The 18,319-nt window shown below is 39.6% G+C and carries 22 protein-coding genes, 1 tRNA gene and 1 pseudogene; 14 read left to right on the forward strand and 10 right to left on the reverse strand.

All coding sequences use genetic code 11. From position 1 onward, the window contains the following. Positions 1-5: 5 nt before the first annotated feature. Together accB and QVL57_RS00090 are read right to left on the reverse strand one after the other, a co-directional pair. Entirely contained in the window at positions 6-473 is a 468-nt protein-coding gene (gene accB, locus QVL57_RS00085) for an acetyl-CoA carboxylase biotin carboxyl carrier protein (protein WP_290076460.1), read from the reverse strand. Positions 474-501: 28 nt separating this feature from the next. Then, a complete protein-coding gene (locus tag QVL57_RS00090; protein ID WP_290076461.1) occupies positions 502-1,233 on the reverse strand; it encodes a thioredoxin domain-containing protein in 732 nt (243 codons plus the stop codon). Between the two features lie 64 nt (positions 1,234-1,297). Here QVL57_RS00090 and dusA point away from each other — a divergent pair, with 64 nt between their 5' ends. Both dusA and QVL57_RS00100 read left to right on the forward strand, forming a co-directional pair. Further along, a complete protein-coding gene (dusA, locus tag QVL57_RS00095) occupies positions 1,298-2,269 on the forward strand; it encodes a tRNA dihydrouridine(20/20a) synthase DusA (protein ID WP_290076462.1) in 972 nt (323 codons plus the stop codon). Between the two features lie 2 nt (positions 2,270-2,271). Continuing rightward, a complete protein-coding gene (locus QVL57_RS00100) occupies positions 2,272-3,267 on the forward strand; it encodes a nicotinate-nucleotide--dimethylbenzimidazole phosphoribosyltransferase (RefSeq protein WP_290076463.1) in 996 nt (331 codons plus the stop codon). A gap of 7 nt (positions 3,268-3,274) precedes the next feature. Here the strand turns inward: QVL57_RS00100 and bamE are convergent, their stop codons facing one another. After that, positions 3,275-3,775 carry an outer membrane protein assembly factor BamE gene (gene bamE, locus QVL57_RS00105; RefSeq protein ID WP_290076464.1) on the reverse strand — a complete coding sequence of 167 codons (501 nt, stop codon included), beginning with the start codon at positions 3,773-3,775 and terminating at the stop codon, positions 3,275-3,277. Positions 3,776-3,872: 97 nt separating this feature from the next. On the opposite strand from bamE, the gene QVL57_RS00110 reads away from it, so the two are divergent. The 6 genes and pseudogenes from QVL57_RS00110 (at position 3,873) to mtnN (ending at position 7,880) form a co-directional block, all read left to right on the forward strand. Beyond that, positions 3,873-4,406 carry a hypothetical protein gene (locus QVL57_RS00110; protein WP_290076465.1) on the forward strand — a complete coding sequence of 178 codons (534 nt, stop codon included), beginning with the start codon at positions 3,873-3,875 and terminating at the stop codon, positions 4,404-4,406. Positions 4,407-4,408: 2 nt separating this feature from the next. Beyond that, positions 4,409-5,446 carry a phosphate acyltransferase PlsX gene (plsX, locus tag QVL57_RS00115; protein WP_290076466.1) on the forward strand — a complete coding sequence of 346 codons (1,038 nt, stop codon included), beginning with the start codon at positions 4,409-4,411 and terminating at the stop codon, positions 5,444-5,446. A gap of 17 nt (positions 5,447-5,463) precedes the next feature. Then, entirely contained in the window at positions 5,464-6,435 is a 972-nt protein-coding gene (locus QVL57_RS00120) for a beta-ketoacyl-ACP synthase III (RefSeq protein WP_290076468.1), read from the forward strand. A gap of 16 nt (positions 6,436-6,451) precedes the next feature. Further along, positions 6,452-6,769: an HU family DNA-binding protein gene (locus QVL57_RS00125; protein WP_290076469.1), complete on the forward strand. Its 318-nt coding sequence runs from the start codon at positions 6,452-6,454 to the stop codon at positions 6,767-6,769. 6 nt (positions 6,770-6,775) lie between these two features. Next, positions 6,776-7,009 (forward strand): annotated as a pseudogene (locus QVL57_RS00130) (MerR family transcriptional regulator); the annotation flags it as partial. Between the two features lie 169 nt (positions 7,010-7,178). Then, complete coding sequence (mtnN, locus tag QVL57_RS00135; protein ID WP_290076470.1) at positions 7,179-7,880, forward strand: 5'-methylthioadenosine/S-adenosylhomocysteine nucleosidase; 702 nt, start codon at positions 7,179-7,181, stop codon at positions 7,878-7,880. Between the two features lie 6 nt (positions 7,881-7,886). Here mtnN and QVL57_RS00140 read toward each other — a convergent pair. Continuing rightward, positions 7,887-7,963, reverse strand: a tRNA-Arg gene (locus QVL57_RS00140). Positions 7,964-8,085: 122 nt separating this feature from the next. Here QVL57_RS00140 and QVL57_RS00145 point away from each other — a divergent pair. After that, positions 8,086-8,613, forward strand: coding sequence for a DUF1440 domain-containing protein (locus QVL57_RS00145; protein WP_290076471.1), 528 nt, complete (start codon positions 8,086-8,088; stop codon positions 8,611-8,613). A gap of 67 nt (positions 8,614-8,680) precedes the next feature. Then, a complete protein-coding gene (locus QVL57_RS00150; RefSeq protein ID WP_290076472.1) occupies positions 8,681-9,706 on the forward strand; it encodes a guanosine monophosphate reductase in 1,026 nt (341 codons plus the stop codon). Here QVL57_RS00150 and QVL57_RS00155 read toward each other — a convergent pair. The 6 genes from QVL57_RS00155 to QVL57_RS00180 form a co-directional block, all read right to left on the reverse strand. Further along, complete coding sequence (locus QVL57_RS00155; RefSeq protein ID WP_290076473.1) at positions 9,684-9,956, reverse strand: hypothetical protein; 273 nt, start codon at positions 9,954-9,956, stop codon at positions 9,684-9,686. The two genes, QVL57_RS00150 and QVL57_RS00155, sit on opposite strands and share 23 nt — an antisense overlap. Positions 9,957-10,755: 799 nt before the next feature. Continuing rightward, positions 10,756-11,328 (reverse strand): hypothetical protein, encoded by a 573-nt coding sequence (locus QVL57_RS00160; protein ID WP_290076474.1) that lies wholly within the window; start codon positions 11,326-11,328, stop codon positions 10,756-10,758. Position 11,329: 1 nt separating this feature from the next. Continuing rightward, positions 11,330-12,934, reverse strand: coding sequence for a major capsid protein (locus tag QVL57_RS00165; RefSeq protein ID WP_290076475.1), 1,605 nt, complete (start codon positions 12,932-12,934; stop codon positions 11,330-11,332). 222 nt (positions 12,935-13,156) lie between these two features. Further along, positions 13,157-13,555, reverse strand: a complete 399-nt coding sequence (locus tag QVL57_RS00170; protein WP_290076476.1) for a hypothetical protein — start codon at positions 13,553-13,555, stop codon at positions 13,157-13,159. Further along, complete coding sequence (locus tag QVL57_RS00175; RefSeq protein WP_290076477.1) at positions 13,548-13,826, reverse strand: phage ORF5 protein; 279 nt, start codon at positions 13,824-13,826, stop codon at positions 13,548-13,550. Before QVL57_RS00175 ends, QVL57_RS00170 begins: the two co-directional genes overlap by 8 nt. Continuing rightward, complete coding sequence (locus tag QVL57_RS00180; protein ID WP_290076478.1) at positions 13,826-14,815, reverse strand: hypothetical protein; 990 nt, start codon at positions 14,813-14,815, stop codon at positions 13,826-13,828. The genes QVL57_RS00175 and QVL57_RS00180 overlap by 1 nt, the downstream gene beginning before the upstream one ends. Positions 14,816-15,372: 557 nt before the next feature. Here QVL57_RS00180 and QVL57_RS00185 point away from each other — a divergent pair. The 4 genes from QVL57_RS00185 to QVL57_RS00200 are packed head-to-tail and all read left to right on the forward strand — an operon-like array spanning position 15,373 to position 18,139. Next, a complete protein-coding gene (locus QVL57_RS00185; RefSeq protein WP_290076480.1) occupies positions 15,373-16,512 on the forward strand; it encodes an MFS transporter in 1,140 nt (379 codons plus the stop codon). A 13-nt stretch (positions 16,513-16,525) separates the two neighbouring features. After that, positions 16,526-16,849: a hypothetical protein gene (locus QVL57_RS00190; RefSeq protein WP_290076482.1), complete on the forward strand. Its 324-nt coding sequence runs from the start codon at positions 16,526-16,528 to the stop codon at positions 16,847-16,849. After that, positions 16,791-17,477 carry an AAA family ATPase gene (locus tag QVL57_RS00195; protein ID WP_290076483.1) on the forward strand — a complete coding sequence of 229 codons (687 nt, stop codon included), beginning with the start codon at positions 16,791-16,793 and terminating at the stop codon, positions 17,475-17,477. Before QVL57_RS00190 ends, QVL57_RS00195 begins: the two co-directional genes overlap by 59 nt. A 17-nt stretch (positions 17,478-17,494) precedes the next feature. After that, positions 17,495-18,139 (forward strand): ThiF family adenylyltransferase, encoded by a 645-nt coding sequence (locus QVL57_RS00200; RefSeq protein ID WP_290076484.1) that lies wholly within the window; start codon positions 17,495-17,497, stop codon positions 18,137-18,139. Positions 18,140-18,319 lie beyond the last annotated feature (180 nt).

The raw sequence follows: 18,319 nt of genomic DNA on the forward strand, positions 1-18,319 counted from the left end.
AATATTTATTCTATAACCACTAGCGGTTCGTCAAACTCTACGGGTTGCGCATCTTCTACCAAAATCGCCTTTACAATTCCGGCACGTGGTGCTGTAATTTGATTCATCGTTTTCATTGCTTCGATAATAAGCAGGGCTTGGCCTGGCTCTACCATTTGGCCGATTTGTATAAACTGCTCGGCGCCTGGTGCTGGTGCCAGATAGGCTGTGCCAACCATGGGCGAGGTTATAGCATTTTCTAGATTTAGCGCATTTGCGGTAACTTCTGCCTCGGCTAGATTTAAAGCTACCGGATTTGGCGCTTGTGCTATTGACATTGGCGCGGCTATAGCTGCGCCGCCATTGCGCGAAAGCCGAATGCGCAGGTCGCCTTTTTCTACCTCCATATCGGTTAAATCGCTTGTTTTTAAGATTTTGGCCAAATCTTCTATCAGCGCTGCGCTGATATTTTGCTGCTCTTCTTGTTCTTTCATATTGCATATACTCCTGAGTAAAATTTTTTTAGTTTTTGCTGGCCTCGTTGGCTAGCAATTCTAAATTCCCCACGCCGTCATATATTTTATTATTAACAATATAGCAAGGCGTGCCCTGAATTTTTAACGCCATGGCGAGTTGCACATTTTCTAGCAAATAGGCTTGCAGGTTCTTATTTTCTTTTTCATCGCCCAGCTTTTGCTCTAGCAATTTTGTATCGGCGCCTAGTTTTGCTGCTAATTCTAGTGTGCTTTTTTTCGTAGCACGTTCGTTTAAATTCATCATATTATGCCAGAATTCTTGTTGCTTTTTGGGGTATAAAGAGCGAAAAGCGCGCGCTATCATATGGGCTTGCAATGAATCTTCGCCCAAGATTGGTAGGTCTTTTACGATTATACGTAAATCCTTGTGACTTGCCACCAAGGCTTCTAGCGCTGCATTGCTTTGCTTGCAATAGCCACAATTATAGTCGAAAAACTCGATAATGCTATGCGGTGCATGGGGGTTGCCTAGCACCAAATCTTCGCTGGCGTTATAGATGCGACTGCCGTAGCTTTGCAAGATTTTGCTACGTTCTTCTAATATGGCGGTTTGCTGTTTTTTTGCTAAATTTTCTTGTACCTCTAGCATTATTTCTGGATGCTGCAGAAGATAATTATGAATAATATTTTCTACCTCTTGCTTGTTAATAGCACTTGCTTGCTGTATGAAAAATGTATAGATACAACAAATTAACAATATAAGAAGTTTTTTATTCATATTTAAGACCTGAATGTTGTTAGATTTCTATTTAGCTTAGCAAAAATCTTTTTTCATAGCAAGGGTGGTAAAATCATTGAATCTCTGGGACATAAAATTTGCCGTTGCCCCCATGCTAGACTGGACAGACAGGCATTGCCGATTTTTCTTGCGGCAAATTAGCAAAAAAACTTTGCTATATAGCGAAATGGTGGTGGCCGATGCGGTGATTCATGGCAATAGAGAGCGCTTACTTGGCTTTGCAAAACAAGAGCACCCCGTGGCCTTGCAGCTGGGTGGGAGTTGTCCACAGAAATTAGCTGCAGCCGCTGTAATTGGCGCAGATTATGGTTATGACGAGATAAATTTGAATGTCGGCTGCCCTTCTAACCGAGTGCAGGCAGGCTGTTTTGGCGCTAGTTTAATGCTAGAGCCTAGGCTTGTTGGCGAGTGCGTAGCAGCTATGGCAAATGCGGTAAAGCTGCCAATTACCGTAAAATGCCGCATTGGCGTAGACGAGCAAGACAGGCAGACAGCGCTGGATGAGTTGGCAAAGTCGGTGTGTGCCGCTGGCGTGCAGGGGTTTTGGGTACATGCCAGGCGAGCTTGGCTAAAAGGGCTGAGCCCAAAGGAGAATCGTGAAATACCGCCCCTCGATTATTCACGCGTATATGAGTTTAAACAAGCTTTTGCGAATTATTATATTGGGATAAATGGTGGCATAGCTGAGCCTGCGGCAGCGCAAGCGCATTTACAACATGTAGACGGAGTAATGCTAGGGCGAGCTGCCTATAAAAACCCGCTATTGCTAGCGCAATTAACTGGCGAGCAGGTAGATATGGGGCAGCTAGCAGAAAATATCTGTGCATATGCGGCGCAACATCTTGCGCAAGGCGGGCGCCTAGCGCATATTACCAAGCATATGGCGGGGTTGTTTTATGGCCAACCAAGAGCCGCCCATTGGCGCCGGCAATTGGCTAGGCTAAATAGCGACAGGAATGCTACAGCGCTGCAGCTGCGGCAAGTATTTAATGAATTAGAACATATGGATGAGTAATTATGCACCCTTTTGATGATTTTCGCGCGCTTTTGACGAATTTACCAATTAGCGATGAGTTTGAAATTAGTTTGGTAAAAAAGCGCATTAATGAATGCACCCTACCAAATGGCCCGGTGCTAAAAGCGGGGGCGTTGGGGCAGCTTGGTAAATTAGCTTGCTGGTATGCGGGCTGGCGCGGCGCGGATTCAAAAGAGGTTAGAAATGTTATTTTGGCTTGTTTTGCGGGCAATAATGGCATTTTAAATAATGGCGAGCTTATAAAGAATTTGGTAATCTCTGCGCAAACTGGTGGGGCAGCGGTAAGCAATATCTGCCAGCTGAATAATGTTGGGCTGCGTATTTATGATCTAGCTTTGGATTTTCCGACCATGGACATTGCGCAGGACGCGGCAATGGACGAGCGCGGCTGTGCAGCAACCATGGCTTTTGGCATGGAAACTATTGCTGGCCGGGTAGATTTGTTATGTCTTAGCGCCATGGGTGCGGGGCTAGAGGTAATAGAGGCAGCTGTAGCCACGGCGCTATATGGCGGCGCGCCAGAAGATTGGGGCCTGCCATCAAGCGAGCCATTGTTTTATAACAAGATTCAGCAGGCGCTAGCATTGCATGCGGTGCAATTACACGACCCGTTTGAAATTTTGCGCCGGCTAGGTAGCCGCGAGATGGCAGCAATGGTGGGAGCAATTTTGGCAGCGCGGGTAGAAAAAATACCAGTAGTACTAGAAGGATATAGCGCTATGCTGAGCGCCGCTATTTTGCACAAGCTACATCCGCGCGCCATTGAGCATTGTCTAATTGGCCAAATCCCACAAGCGGCGCACTATGTTAAATTAGCGCAGCAGCTTGGCCAAGAACCATTGCTAAATTTGCAAATGGAACATACCTTTGGGGCAGGGGGTGTCATGGCAGCTTCGATAATACGTGGCGCGGTGGCCAGTACTGCACAGTTGCAAAGCTTTGCACAAAGCCGCCACAGCCTAGCTGAGCGCGCCTAACTTCTGATTAATGCGACGTGGCGCCCAAACCATATGGCAAAACCCGGGTGCTGCCCATAATTTTATTTAAAAAACCATTATCCGCTTGATGTATACTTGGCGTGCTATTGGTAGAAAAATTAAAAATTCGCCCATCTTTTAGGCCATAATTAGATAATTTTACCACACGATGATTTGTGTCGAAATATACAGCATAAATCTTGCGATCTACAATTTTTGCCGACAAAAAATCGGCCTGGCGATAGCGTCTTTGCGATATATAATAATATACGTCATTTTTATTATATATAGTTTTTACAGTAGGGGTGCCCATGGCTAGCAATACTTGCTTTTGGCTTGAGCCAATTTTTACCGCCATTAAATCGTATTTATCTGGCACATAGCCTTCGCTTATAACCTGTCCCATGCCGAGCGGATGAGATATGTTGCAAGCGCTAAGGCTGAGCCCCGAGGTTAGTAAACCGCCTATTAGCAAAAGCGCTTTAAACTTTTTTGCATTATTTTGCATGCTCAGAATGTCTCCCACGAAGATAAATAAATATTGCCAATAAATATATAAGGCCTTATAATGGGTTAGACTATACACATAAATAAGGGCAGAGGCAATGGAGTTTGCTTTAAATTTTCCTGTAAATATAAAAAATTTACCTAAAAATGGCCTAGCCTTAACTTTTACGGCCTCAAAAAAAGAATGCGAGGCGCTGGCAAGCAACCATGCTTTGCAGGAAGTAGAGGCTTTTTGCGCTGTTTATCGCATTTTTCGTGAAAATGCTGATATTATAAAATTAACTGGTGAATTTACCGCGCAGATAAAACAAAATTGCGTTTCTACTGGCGAATTGCTAAGCCAAGAATTATGCGAAAAAATCGACGCTAGATTCGTCAAAGCCCGCGCTCGCGCCCAGCAGCAGCCATATATAGTTGAAGATACAGAGTTTTTTGAGCTATATAGCGGCGATTTTATAGATATAGGCCAGGTAACAGAAGAGCTTTTTGAACTGGCTATTGACCATTATCCACATAGCCCAAATGCACAGCCTATTGTTTTTTCTGCACCAGCTGATATAGATAAGGGCGAGGCGAATGATTATTCGCCCTTTTCGGTTCTAAAGCAGTATAAAGATAAAAAAGGTGCTTAAGTGTGGTTGATATTTCAATAGATACTATGGGTGGCGACCAAGGTGTTGAGCTTACCCTAGCCGGGGCGGAATTGGCGCGGCAGCGCTTTGCTGGTATAAGATTTCTATTTTTTGGCCTGGAAAGCGCTGTTTTGCCCGTATTGGCGCGCTACCCCGCATTGCAGGCTGCCTCTAGCTTCTACCCATGTGAAACGGTAACGGCGATGGACGAAAAGCCAAGCCAGGCATTACGCAGCGGCAAGGGAAAGTCCTCTATGTGGCATGCCATAGAGGCTGTGGCCAAGGGCGATGCACATGCTTGCGTTTCTGCTGGTAATACCGGGGCGCTTATGGCAATGTCATATTTTATTTTAAAAATGATAGCGTCTATAGAACGGCCAGCTATTGCTGGTATTTGGCCAACTTTGCGTTCTGAAAGCATAGTGTTGGACATTGGCGCTTCAATTGGCGCGCAGGCAGACCATTTAGTGGATTTAGCTGTGATGGGCGCGGCTATGTTTCGCGCTTTATATTCGGTACAGCAGCCAACCGTAGGCTTGTTGAATGTTGGGGTGGAAGAGGTAAAGGGACTGGATGAAATTAAAAAAGCACATAACATGCTAAAAGAAAATCGACTAGGCGGACTTGAATATAAAGGCTTTGTCGAGGGTAATGATATTGGCAAAGGGGCCGTAGATGTAGTGGTTACCGAAGGTTTTGTTGGTAATATTGCCTTGAAAACCGCAGAGGGTACGGCGCAGCAAATTCGCTCTATTTTAAACGAAGCTATGCAGGCTTCGCTGTTAACGCGGCTTGGCTACATACTTTCGAAAAGTGCTTTTGGTGTCTTGCGCGCCAAAATGGACCCCTCCAAGGTAAATGGTGGTGTATTATTGGGGCTAAATGGTATTGTGGTAAAAAGCCATGGTTATACTACGCCCGCGGGTTTTGCTTCTGCTATACGAGTGGCTTATGAAATGGTAAATAATAATTTGCAAGAAAAAATTGCGCAGGATTTATATGAATTTCACGAAAATAAATATAGTCTAGCTGGCGAATAATATTAGGAATAATTGAAATGATGGACTCAATAATCATCGGTACGGGTGCTGCCTTGCCAGAAAAAAAAGTTACAAACAAAGAGCTAGAAAATATAGTAGATACTTCGGATGAATGGATAGAACAACGCACGGGCATAAAGCAGCGCTATATAGTAAGCAGCACCGAAAGTACGGTAACGCTAGGCGCCCAGGCCGCCCGCCAGGCACTGGCCAATGCTGAAGTTAACCCGGATGATATTGATTTGATAATTTTGGCCACGGCTACGCCAGACCACACTTTTCCTTCTTCCGCAACAGAAATTCAGCATGCATTAGGTATAAAGCAGGGCTTTGCTTTTGACATTCAGGCAGTGTGCTCGGGCTTTGTTTATGCGCTTAATACTGCCAATGCCTATCTAAAAACAGGCATGGCAAAACGCGCCCTAGTCATTGGGTCCGAAAGCTTTAGCCGGCTATTAGACTGGTCCGACCGCACTACTTGCGTGTTATTTGGCGACGGCGCTGGGGCGGTGGTGCTAGAGGCAGTTGAAGCAAAAGATAATATAGAAAAACGTGGTATTATAGCAGCAAAGCTGCGCTCTGACGGTGCGCATAAATTAAAACTATATGTAGATGGCGGCCCAGCAACAACCCAAACTACTGGCAAGCTTAGAATGCAAGGCAAGGAAGTTTTTAAATATGCTGTTTCTATGATTACCGATGTGGTAGAAGATTGTTTTACCCAAGCCAACATCACAGGCGACGATTTAGACTGGTTTGTACCCCACCAAGCGAATCGGCGTATAATAGAATCTTCGGCAAAAAAACTAGGCATAGCAGAAGAAAAAGTTATAATAAGCATAGATTTACATGGCAATACTTCGGCCGCTTCTATTCCGCTAGCCTTGCACCACGCGGTACAACAGGGCAAGTTCAAGAAAAATGACCTTATTATGCTAGAGGCCATGGGTGGCGGCTTTACTTGGGGTGCTATATTATTACGTTGGTAAATATTAGAGTGACAACATGAGCGAAAAAAACTTAACCCGCAGCGATATCGCCAGCGCCATAGTAAGCCAGATAGGTGTGTGTGGTGCAGAGGCAACAGAGCTTACCGAGCTAATTATAAAAGAGATTTGCAATGGTTTAAGAACCAAAAAATGCTTCAAATCTTCAAGCTTTGGTAGCTTTGTAGTAAAGGCGCAGGCAACCAGAACTGGCCGCATTATCAAAACCGGCAACATAGTTGACATTCCTGCTAGAAATACCGTATTATTCAAGGCATCTGTTTCGTTAAAAAATCGTATGACAAAAACTCATTTAAAAAGTAATTCTAATAGGTAAAAATTAGTGGAAAAAAGTCTAGAGGCATTTAGAACTATAGGGGAGGTTTCTAAAATGCTTGACTTGCCGCAGCATGTGCTGCGCTTTTGGGAAACTAATTTTAAGCAGATCAAACCAGTAAAGATGAATGGCGGCCGACGCTACTATAAACCCTCTGATATTGAACTTATAAAGCTGGTGCGCACAATGCTGTATGATCAAGGCTATACTATAAAAGGCGCGCAAAAAGCCTTAAAAGAGAAAAAGGCAAAAGAAACGCCAATAGATAAAGACGAAAATATCCAGCTGGGTTTAAGCTTTAACAATGTTGTTACCGACCAAAAAGAACATTTAAAAAAGGCTTTAAAAGAATTGCTAGAATGCAAACGTGTGTTGGATAGGGCTAGACAACAGTGAAAGGACGCGCATTATGAAAATTGGTTTTTTATTTGCTATGGAAGAAGAGGCAAAAGTACTAGAAAAGCTAGCGAGTTTTCAGCCATGGCAACTATATCACGATTTTAAAATTACTGAATTTCTGCATGAGAATCATGAAATTATTGCACTAATCTGCGGTATAGGCAAAAGCTTTAGCGCGGCTGGCGCCATGCTGTTGCTAGAGAAATATAAGCCAGATATCATCATAAATATTGGCCTGGCTGGTGGTATAAAATGCCAAGTAGGGGATATTGTTCTTTCGCAATCTGCTCTATTTCACGATGTAGATCTTAGCACTTTTGGTAATAAAAAAAATCAATTGGCCTCAATGCCTCTGGTTTTTACTTCAGCAAAAAAATCAATTAATCTAAAGAGTTTTATCCAAAACCTCCATCGGCAAGATTTGGCTTCTAGCAAAATTAGCGAAGCTATGGTAATTAGCGGCGACCAATTTATCGACAACGCTGCCTATGTTGCGCAATTATCTAGTAATTATCCCGAGGTAATGGCGGTAGAGATGGAGGCTGCCTCGATAGGCGCCATTTGCCATCGCTGGCCATGTGAGTTTTTATTTATCAAAAAAATCTCTGATTTAGCAGACGAAGATGCAACAGAATCCTTTACCGATCAAGTGCATAAAGTAGAGTCAGTACTGGCAGAAATAATCCAGGCGCTATTAGCTCAGCTTGCCTAGATTAGCTGGTGCACCCGACAGGATTCGAACCTGAGACCTCTGCCTTCGGAGGGCAGCGCTCTATCCAACTGAGCTACGGGTGCGCTTAATTACCTGCATACATAGCATAATTATTTAATAGATAAAACCATATTTTTGCTTGACGTTAGGAAAAAAAGGAATATTTATTTCATAAACAAGCAGATTAACGTAGATAGGATAATCGATGTCTTCAATTTTTTGTACAACAAAAAAATATCACCGTAATTATCTAGTAGCGCTCTTTGTCGGATTTCTGGGCGGCAATTTAGCCAGTTTTGTAAAATGGGGTACAGAAAATCCGCTACCGCCACGTACACCAGACCGGGCAATACCGCCAGCAGAAATGCTGCAGTCCCTAGGCTTCGACACCAAAAATATGATCTATAACTATTCCCAGCATGTAGTAAATTGGGGTATAGGCGGGGTGCACCATCTATTTTCTGTTTTTTTTGGCATGCTATATTGTTTTTTAGCAGAAATTTTTCCTATTGTTAAATTGTGGCAAGGCGCCGCTTTTGCTATTGTTGTAACAATTGTATTTCACGGTATCATTCTACCAGTTGCTGGTTGGTCTCCCGCCTTTTGGCACTTGCCTATGGACGAAATAATGTCAGAAACCATAGGGCATATCTTATGGATGTGGGCCATAGAAGTAGTTAGACGCGATATACGCAATAGAATTACAAAAAAACCAGACCCTGAATGCTATTAATATTTATTTTAGAATAATTCTGTGCTAGAACTAAACTTCTGTTAATTCTAGCGCAGGGTTTTCTATTATGCTTTCAGTATCTGAATATATCACTTTTGATGACGTACTTATCGAGCCAAGATTTTCTAAAATCACCAGCCGCAAAGATGTTGACATCACGACTAAGATAGGCAATTTAACACTTGCCACCCCAGTAATCTCTGCGAATATGGACACCATTTTTAGCATTGAGCTAGCCCTGGCAATGGCGCAAGCTGGCGGCTGCGCGGTGGTTCATCGTTTTTGCTCAATAGAAGAAAATGTAGAGTTGTGCAAGAATTTACTAGTACAGAGCAGCACTCCAGTTATCGCCTCAATAGGCATTACCAAAAATGAATTCGAAAGAGCAGAGGCTCTGGTAGACGCTGGAGTGAAGTTTTTATGCATCGATGTTGCTCATGGAGCACAGCTAGCGGTTGTGGAACAATATAATGCTTTGGCGCAAAAGTTTGGCTCAAAAATAGAAATCATAGTGGGCAATTTCGCGACTGGTGAGTCTATTGAAGAGTTTAAATATCTTTGTAGCAGCGAACCGCTAGCCTTCAAGGTTGGCATCGGTGGTGGCTCGGCTTGTTTAACGCGTGTACAAACGGGGTGCGGTGTTCCACAATTTTCAGCTCTAATGGACTGTCAGCTGCGCAATCCACGTAGCAATCTTATCTCCGACGGGGCACATAGAACACCAGGCGATGTTGCAAAAGCGCTTGGCATTGGGGCAAAAGCGGTAATGCTGGGCATAATGTTTGCTGGTACGGCAGAAGCGCCTGGGGAAATTATTGATAATAAATTTAAAAAATATCGAGGTTCAGCTTCTCTAGATTCTTACAAAGTGCAGGGCAAAGAAGCAAAGTGGCGTACATACGAGGGCGACAGCTTTCTGGTACCGCTTAATGGTACGGTGGAAAGCGTTATGCAAAATATCACTGGTGGTTTGCGCTCGGCGCTTAGCTATGTAGGAGCGGCTGATTTACCTGACTTTAGACAAAACGCTAAGTTTTTAAGGATTTCAAACAATTCTAAAATAGAAAACACTAGTCATGGAAAAGGTAGTTAGTTTTATCTGTTTGGCTAGAATGGTTTAATGCAGAATAATTGCGTCTTTCTAGATTGCGTATAGCAAAATTTATTTCAGTCTTCGATTCGCTGAGCTCCTTTTCTAATCTACTAACTGATCTGTACACTTCTCTAGTAAGTTCATATAAGCTATGAGTCAACATAAGTAAAAAAACTAGACCAAGAAAAGCGAGTACTATAAGCGTTTTTATTACACCCAGTGCGGAAACAATCGCAATAGCTACAACCACTAGGACGCCAATTATAGCTAAAAAAAGTAAACCTCCAATAACCTTCAGTATCGCTTGAGCTACTTTACCTTTCCCATTAGCTAGGTAAATCATCAAACCCGCTATAATTAATGCAATCAACTGCTTATTATTTACAGATATATCAAAAACCTTTCTTTAAATATCGCATAATATGTGTATTATGGAATCAATAACTTAACACGTTCTTTATCGTATTTCAGCTTATACTTACAACGCAAACTGAAAAATAAACCAAATACAATACGAAAAAATATATATGTCGGTAAAAATGCAATGAATAAAAAAACTACAGCCATAACAACAGAAAAAAGCACAACTACATCAAAATCCGTTAAATGGGGCGCCATCATTTTACATAACTCCTATACGCTTTATAAACTCACTAATAATAAAATCCAAAATTTACCTAAAATAACTTAAATCACTATTAATAGAATTACGAACCATACCTCCATCATTAAAGAAGCACCAAAACTGGCAAGAGGCGTCGTAAAATTACCATTAAACGTATGTAAGGCTTTAGCAGAGTTTATATTAATATGCTGAATACGCTCTGAATTTGCCAGTTCAAATCAGCATTTAAAAGTCGCATAATATATATTATGGAATCAATGTAACTTATCAGATGATTTAACATCTTTCAAGAATTTTCTAACCAATAACACAAAAAGCTTATACATTATATAATAAACAAAAAAATTTAATAAAAAACCTAAAAAAATTAATAAAACAACATCCATAAGATTCAAACCGCTAATAAAAGCATAGTCCATAAATATCACCTATTAGAAATAATATCATTAAGCTGAGAATTCATAGAATGATAATAAACACTCTTAGCAGAATTAGGCTGCGAAGAAGGTCTATAAACACTCTTAGCAGAATTAGGCTGCGAAGAAGGTCTATAACCACTATACTTACCATGAACCCCAATACGAAAAGGTCCTAAAGAAAAATCATAATCATGGTCATAAGATGCTACAGCCCTAGCAGTATTTACATTAGTATTCTGAGCTTGTGCATTAATATTACGAATTTGCGCTTTTTGTAAATCAAGCTGCTGCTTCATAGACTGTTCTTGCAAATGCAAAGAATAAGCCGAATTAATATTACCAAACATATTCTGAGCGGGGGCAGATACAGAGCCAGACGGACTGCTCGCACCACTATTCGCCGAAAGTATAGGATTCAAACCAGCTGCACGTAAATCCGCAACCTCGCGCTGATGCGCTGTGTTACTCATACGCTCCTGAAATTGCCGATTTAAATTAGCCTGTTGTGCATTAGTCTGGTTCTGCATATGAACGCCAAGCGCATTAAATATCGGCGAAACAAAATCAAATATACTCATTTTAAAATCTCCCAAAACTACCAGGCACAGAATATACAGGCATTACCCTGGTACAGTCAACCTGAAAATACAAATCTGATACGATCTGCGGCTCATTTTGAACAGCCAGCATACGCTTTAATGGCGGGTCAGACTTAATAAACTCTGCATTCAGCTTCGGCGGCTCTGTGAATTTCTGGCCTAAATGCCAAACATCTAATGGCGCATCCGCAACAGAGCGTAACTTACCACTCACACGATTGGGATTATAACGATACTCACTCCAACGCTCTTGATAACCAAATACTAACTCATCCTTTGCCTTATCACCTGTAGCATATAATTCCTTAGCCATAATAGCTTGCTCACCTAAATTAGCATTAACAGGCATATAATAATCTAAACGAGTCCTACGTGAATACATACGCGGCAAACCATATTGATATTTTTGGTCTACACGAACCGAGGCAAGACATAATATAACACCATGCTCATCAAATGAACGAGTAAATCCTATATTCTTAGCAAATTGCGTAGCATAAGCAGCAAGATTACCTTGCGGACTTGTACCACTTGTAGCGGATGTCTGTGGGATAGCATTAAAATCAATGATAGATTTACCACCTCCAAGATATTCAGAACGCTGTAAACGAAAATCAGGAACGGTTACACCAAAATGAGTTTGAATCATTTCTATATAACGCGTGCCTCCACGAGCGTCTAATTCAAAAAGACGTTGCAATTGTACGGCTTGACGTAGCTGATTAATAGAAACAGGGGGAAGACTAATATTAGAATTTTTAAGATCTAATTTAATTGGACGGCCAGTAGTATGGTCAAGAGACAAAAGAGGCATAAAACTTTGATGCTGACCATTATACGTAGGACCATAACCAAGAGAATCAAAAACTAAACGATCTTTAGAAACAGAAACATCTTTAGAAGAATAAGAAGCAAATACTTGCTCAGATGAAATATCAGAATTAGAAGCAAAATTCAACGCAGCAGATGGACCTTTCTGAGGCCAGGGAAGGGCACCTGTGAAATAATCACGTTTCTTATTACGACGCAATAATACATAATCCTTTGATGTTGTATCACCAAGCTCTATCGTCTTATCATCCATATGTTCGGGAACTGGGTCTTGTAAATTCTCATCACGATACCAATCATTCCAAATCTTGTTGTAAGCTCTTGCAAATAATGAACTAAATTGCAAATGCGGTACTTTTGGCGGAACACCCATATAATCGAATAATGAACCTACAGCAACACCTTTGGAACCTGCATCAAAAATAGGCGTAAGATAATCAATCTTTGCACCTGGCTTATCTTGTTGACCATTCATTTGCTCCCAATGTTCCCATAAAAGACGATTCGGCACATAGAAAAAATGAAAATCCATGTAAACATTATCCATCACTGGCACGGCAGGAGTAGCAAGACGTGAAAACGAAGATAATTTCATTTTGAACGTATCACCTGGCAACACTTCATCGACATAGACGGGAACTAGATAACCGCTGTCAAAAGCAGTAATATGGTTATGGGAGCGATTAAAACGCGAACGTGGTTTCTTAATCGACGGCACTTTAGAAAACGAATAATTCAAATCTTTCTTACGCATAGCAAACCTCAATGTTTTTCGGTTGGTGTCACCTAGCATATATATATCAAGAAAATATATGCTAGGACGGAAAAGCTAATTTGCAAACTAGTGCAAATAATTATAATTAAAATAGCTTTGAAGGAAGGGAACGATAAACGTTCCCAATCCAATGGTATTTTATGTGTTTTTGAAGTCAAGGGGCACTACGTTCAAGCCCTTGACAGCAAAAAGCACATAAAGTTATTCTTCTGGTTTGTCAGCAACTTCTGTTGATGACGTGACTGGAGGTGGGTCAGAAGAATCAAAGTCAATTATTGAGGGATTTTGTCTAAATGCATCAAAAAAGACAGCAGGATCGTTTTGATAGCGATCCCTAAAATCAGATGGAAAAGAATAGAAATAGTCATAAGCATCACCTAAACGATTAACAGCATCAGTATAATCAAAATCATTGTCAAGAAAGGCATCCACAAATTGCGGATCACCATAAGAAACAGGAGGAACACCAGTACGTAAAAAACTAGCAAACATCTGATTAATATCAGACTCATCACGAAACTCCTGTGCAGTCATGGAAATCTCACCAACCTCACTAGGGGGGTCTAAAGGAACAGTCCAACGGGTATAAAATTTAGTCATTATCTTCCTCCTTTAATAAATTTAAAACATCATTCAAAATATCTTTAAAAGCTGAAACAACATAATTGTCATCCATATCAATCTCACCATTCTCAAGATTAAAATAACCTAAACATCGAAGTTCATAATTATCAACATCATCAGGTACAAATGGAAACTTTGTACTAGTAAAAAAATGACGAAACCAAGACAAAGCAGTAACGTCAGAAGGAAAAAAACAGGGCTCATGATAAGAATTAGACTTATAATTAAAAATAGAATACAAAAACATTAAATAACACTCCTTGAAAATTTCTTATGAATAGCTTCACGATATTGATGACGACGATATAAATCCTTAACATCTGGAAGTTCTAAAGCAGCCAAGAATTTCTCTTCATATTTGGCATAAAGCTCTGGATATAAATCAGCTAATTTCTTACGATAATAGCGAGGAATTAAACATTTACGCTTCTTTGAATTAAGAATATAACCTTGTTCTAAAAACTGCTTACCATATTGTTCTAAAAATAAATAACCAATACCTGGACGATTTGACATAACAGAGAATTCACGAACAACACCCTCAGGAAAATAATTAAAAGCCACAGGCTTAATCTTTTTATTAACATAACGAGCAACATAAGAAGCAGTCTTATCTGTCAAATCACCAATAACACAATGACCTAATCCCCACAAATTAGTTAAAACATCAGAATTATATAATTTATGTTTTTGAGAAGTAAGCTTATACAATTTACGGTCATCAGCAAAATTATAACCAAATAAAATAACATGATAATGCGGGCGGCGTGTAGTATCTCCATATTCACCACAAGCATAATAACGAAATTTAATAGATGGAAAACATTTACGTAAGCGCTTAAAAAACAATTGCAAATGACGCTTCTCTAAAGTAGGAAATGGCCGAGGTTCCTCGTCAAAAGAGTAACCAGTCCAAATAAAAGGCAAATTATCATCACTATAAGTAAGCGTTAAAAAACATGAAGCTTCATGAAAAGAAGCCTCATGCATTAGCCGAAGAGCCCAATTAGAAGAATGCTGTAAAACACATTCTATACATTTACCGCAAGGAACAATAAAATCCTTATAAAATCCATCACGACCTAATTTTTTAAACTCAAGAAAAGACTTAACAGCACTATCCTGATAAACATCACCACCAAGAAAATCATCACACTGATAAAATTTATAAGATTTAGCAAATACTAACTTATCGTCCTTAGAAGAAAACAAAAAAAGCTTCGGATCTGTACACATTAGAGTCTGCGACCTCCACGAATTAGAGAACGGACAAAACGATGTGTTGAGCGAAATAAACGTTTACTATGAAACCTGGATAACTTAGAACGAGGCCGACGAGAACCTCTGAAGCGGCGGCGAAATCTAGCCATGAAACAATAACTCCTTTCAAAGTCGCATAATATATATTATGGAACTTTTTATATATATGCTAGCTGACACCATGAACCACAAGCTAGCGATACTTTTGGCATGTTGCGCAGAAAAGATATTGACGTCTTTATTAGTTTGTATTACTATGGGCAGCGACATTACGCTAAACTCTGATGTCGAGTCTGCTTTTCACTAAGAAGCTCGGCAAGTGGCTACATTTCTGTAGCCACTATTTTTTTCATTTTTTTACTAATATTATGAAGGACACAAGTTATGACTACAAAAGTAGCTTCTCGTATAAAATTTCACAAAGTAAATACAATAACTCTTATTAACGTTAAAGCTGTTGTCGAATCCGGCTTTCACTAAGAATCCAACAAGTGGCTACATTTCTGTAGCCACTAATGAGATTGGAAAGCTAGATGTTAAAAATCCTATCCGCTCATGGTTTGTTTAGTCTTTCACGTGCGTTTATAGGCGCCGTACTTGTTGTATACCTTATGGATAGAGGTATAGATCTTTCGGTGGTAGCCATTGCTAAGTCTGCGCAATTAGTGGCAAGCGTTATTTTTAACTATCCTGCAGGCTTGCTCGCCGATAAATATGGCAATAAACTGGCGATACTTTTGGCATGTTGCGCAGAGCTGATATATTTTTCTTTAATATTACACCCTAGCAATAGCACAGTTATAGCGGGTGAAATATTTAACGGGATTGGCATTGCTTTATATACTGGCGCTTATGAAGCTTGGATCTTTACGCAGAAAAATAATAAAGAAGACAGCTTTTCACTTATTTCAAGAAGCGCAGAAATGCTATTTATTGCGACTATTTTATCTGGTCTTCTTGGCGCGATCTTTTCTCAATACTCTATTTTGTTAAGTATAACATTTATGGGTATCTCGTTTGTCGCTTATACATTTACTCCAGAGAAGAAAAAATCAAAAACAAAAAATACAGAAGAAACCACTTCCTCTGGATTGCTAAAACTGCTAAGGACAGCAAATTATAACGTTGTCAATTATGTCGTTTTTGGTGGCTTAATGCAACTAATATATCAGTTCTGGCCTGTTTTTTTTAAATCTTTCCCCTTATCCTATAGCCAAACAAAAATAGGCTTCGTTTTTGCTGCTTCTATGGCTGCTCAGTGGTTTTTTACTTACTATGCTAGAAGAAAAAACTTTAATAAATATCCATATGCCCCTATAATCTGTTACTCGGGAATAATATTAACTTCGCTTATAACTATAATAGCCCCGTCTTATTTATTTAATTTTAATACCATTATCATAGCACTATATTGCCTATTCATTTCAGTTTGCGCATTTACTGTAAATTATTTCTTTTCAAGAAGCTGCAATATTTATAGCGATTCCCCGGATGAAAGTAGTATGATTAGTCTTTTAGATACAAGCGCCCGATGCTTTGGAGCTGCTGCTCTTGCTATTGTTTCATTATTTAACGTACAAGATGTAGCATTAATTTGGTCTATTTTTCCATTATTTACTATGATTATTGCCATTACCGCCCTATCGAAACGGACCTTATACCATGTGTCCTAGCATAAGAAACAACATGAAAACCTTAACTGTATCTGAAAGTGATTTTTTTGTTAAAATGAATGCTGCTAAAATCCACGTGGTAGATCTTATAGATTTATATGGCAATGGTAAATCCGAAGAGGTTTTGCATAGAGCAGATGAATATGATTTTGCCCTAACCACTTTAAATTGTTCGCGCAAGAATAATTTGGCAGTGATAGGAAATAGCGGAGTGGGGAAAACAGCCTTCATACATTTTTTGGCAAAATATCTACCTGCAATACTACCAGAATATAATTTTGCAGAGTTTAAATATAGCTTCTCTTATTTCGGGTTGCGCTTATCGCGGGGATTTTGAAAAAAAGCTAACTACAGTTATTGACTTAGCTACCCTTCATAATACAGTTATTTATTTTGATGAAGCGCATTCTTTATCGATGACAGGCGGCGCCAACACCGGGGGTATTGATGCAATGAATATCTTAAAGCCTTACCTTAGTCATAATTTTCGCTGTATTATATCAACAACAGCAAATGAATCGTTAAGTTTAAAAAAAGATATTGCTTTTAGCAGAAGATTTCGTTTTTTAGAGTTACATCCCCTAAATAGCCAGCTCAATAGAGAAATAATTATTTCAAAATTCGGTGAAAATGAGACAACGATAGAATATCTACGTACTCTCCCAGAAAAAAATAAAGAGTTATTTGAAATGATAGATGACTTAGATTTTTTGTTGTCTAAAAAATTATTTGTATTATTCAGTGAGCCTACCACTGTAGATATGGCGGTAGAAAAAATGTCTGATGAGCTAACCCCTGATGAAATATATGATATTATTAATTTTGCTATAAATGAGACTATTCTTGTTCAAGATTTTGAACAAAAACTAATAGACGAAAAAGCGTATGATCCCCTATATGATAGACAAATTCGGTTATTCGAGGAAGTATCGCCTGGAGAAGTTTTGCTGCACAAAAAAAACTAACCGATAGCCGAGTTGCTTTGCTAGGCCTAGGAGGAACCGGAAGCTATACGCTTTATACATTTGCCGCAATGGGGGTGGGTTTTGTCCGTGCGGTTGATTTTGATGAGGTGCAATTATCAAACCTTAGTAGGCAAATAATTTATAATCGTGAAGATATAGGAAAGCTAAAAATTGATTGCGCTAAAGAGCGTATTGCTAAACTGAACCCTGAGTTAAAATATGAATATATTAATAAAAAGATAGAAAATGAAAAAGATATTATAAGTTTAATAGCTGATTGTGATTTTTGTATAGTTTCGATAGATACGCCACGAAGAAAAATTAAAATGATCGCCAACAATGCTTGCCTTAAAGCTTCTGTCCCCTACATTTCTGGTAGCTCCACACTGGATTCTATTTGTATTGGACCGTTAGTTATACCAGGTAAAACAAAAGACCTTTCACATATTAAAGAGGATATTGCTATCGCTGATGATTATTTCACAGAGGCATTCGATAATTCATTTATTTCAACTTTGATTGACCCGTATAATGCTCTTGCAGCATCTTATGCTGCATTAGAATGTGTAAAATACATTACAAACTTTAGCGAACCTACGTTGAAAAATAAAATTATGATTGTGAATTTGAATAATTATGAAACAATCATGGCGGAAATTTAAAGGATCCAGATTATTATAGTGGTAATTATGAGTTAAAAGTATTAAAGACCCTGCGATGGGGTCAGTACTTTAGCATAAGCTGTATTAGGTACAGTTTTTGCTTGTCTGGTGTTTTATATTTTAATATTCCTAGTGATCTTCAAAAATTTAGCAACTTACTTGAATGCAGTTAACTTCACA

This window comes from Bartonella sp. TP (assembly GCF_030406085.1).
Classification (GTDB): Bacteria; Pseudomonadota; Alphaproteobacteria; order Rhizobiales; family Rhizobiaceae; genus CALTWN01.

Coding starts and splice junctions, on each gene's coding strand:
- accB (WP_290076460.1), bottom strand. CDS start 473: ATGAAAGAACAAGAAGAGCAGCAAAATATCAGCGCAGCGCTGATAGAA.
- QVL57_RS00090 (WP_290076461.1), bottom strand. CDS start 1,233: ATGAATAAAAAACTTCTTATATTGTTAATTTGTTGTATCTATACATTT.
- QVL57_RS00100 (WP_290076463.1), top strand. CDS start 2,272: ATGCACCCTTTTGATGATTTTCGCGCGCTTTTGACGAATTTACCAATT.
- bamE (WP_290076464.1), bottom strand. CDS start 3,775: ATGCAAAATAATGCAAAAAAGTTTAAAGCGCTTTTGCTAATAGGCGGT.
- QVL57_RS00110 (WP_290076465.1), top strand. CDS start 3,873: ATGGAGTTTGCTTTAAATTTTCCTGTAAATATAAAAAATTTACCTAAA.
- QVL57_RS00120 (WP_290076468.1), top strand. CDS start 5,464: ATGATGGACTCAATAATCATCGGTACGGGTGCTGCCTTGCCAGAAAAA.
- QVL57_RS00125 (WP_290076469.1), top strand. CDS start 6,452: ATGAGCGAAAAAAACTTAACCCGCAGCGATATCGCCAGCGCCATAGTA.
- mtnN (WP_290076470.1), top strand. CDS start 7,179: ATGAAAATTGGTTTTTTATTTGCTATGGAAGAAGAGGCAAAAGTACTA.
- QVL57_RS00145 (WP_290076471.1), top strand. CDS start 8,086: ATGTCTTCAATTTTTTGTACAACAAAAAAATATCACCGTAATTATCTA.
- QVL57_RS00150 (WP_290076472.1), top strand. CDS start 8,681: ATGCTTTCAGTATCTGAATATATCACTTTTGATGACGTACTTATCGAG.
- QVL57_RS00160 (WP_290076474.1), bottom strand. CDS start 11,328: ATGAGTATATTTGATTTTGTTTCGCCGATATTTAATGCGCTTGGCGTT.
- QVL57_RS00165 (WP_290076475.1), bottom strand. CDS start 12,934: ATGCGTAAGAAAGATTTGAATTATTCGTTTTCTAAAGTGCCGTCGATT.
- QVL57_RS00170 (WP_290076476.1), bottom strand. CDS start 13,555: ATGACTAAATTTTATACCCGTTGGACTGTTCCTTTAGACCCCCCTAGT.
- QVL57_RS00175 (WP_290076477.1), bottom strand. CDS start 13,826: ATGTTTTTGTATTCTATTTTTAATTATAAGTCTAATTCTTATCATGAG.
- QVL57_RS00180 (WP_290076478.1), bottom strand. CDS start 14,815: ATGTGTACAGATCCGAAGCTTTTTTTGTTTTCTTCTAAGGACGATAAG.
- QVL57_RS00185 (WP_290076480.1), top strand. CDS start 15,373: ATGTTAAAAATCCTATCCGCTCATGGTTTGTTTAGTCTTTCACGTGCG.
- QVL57_RS00190 (WP_290076482.1), top strand. CDS start 16,526: ATGAAAACCTTAACTGTATCTGAAAGTGATTTTTTTGTTAAAATGAAT.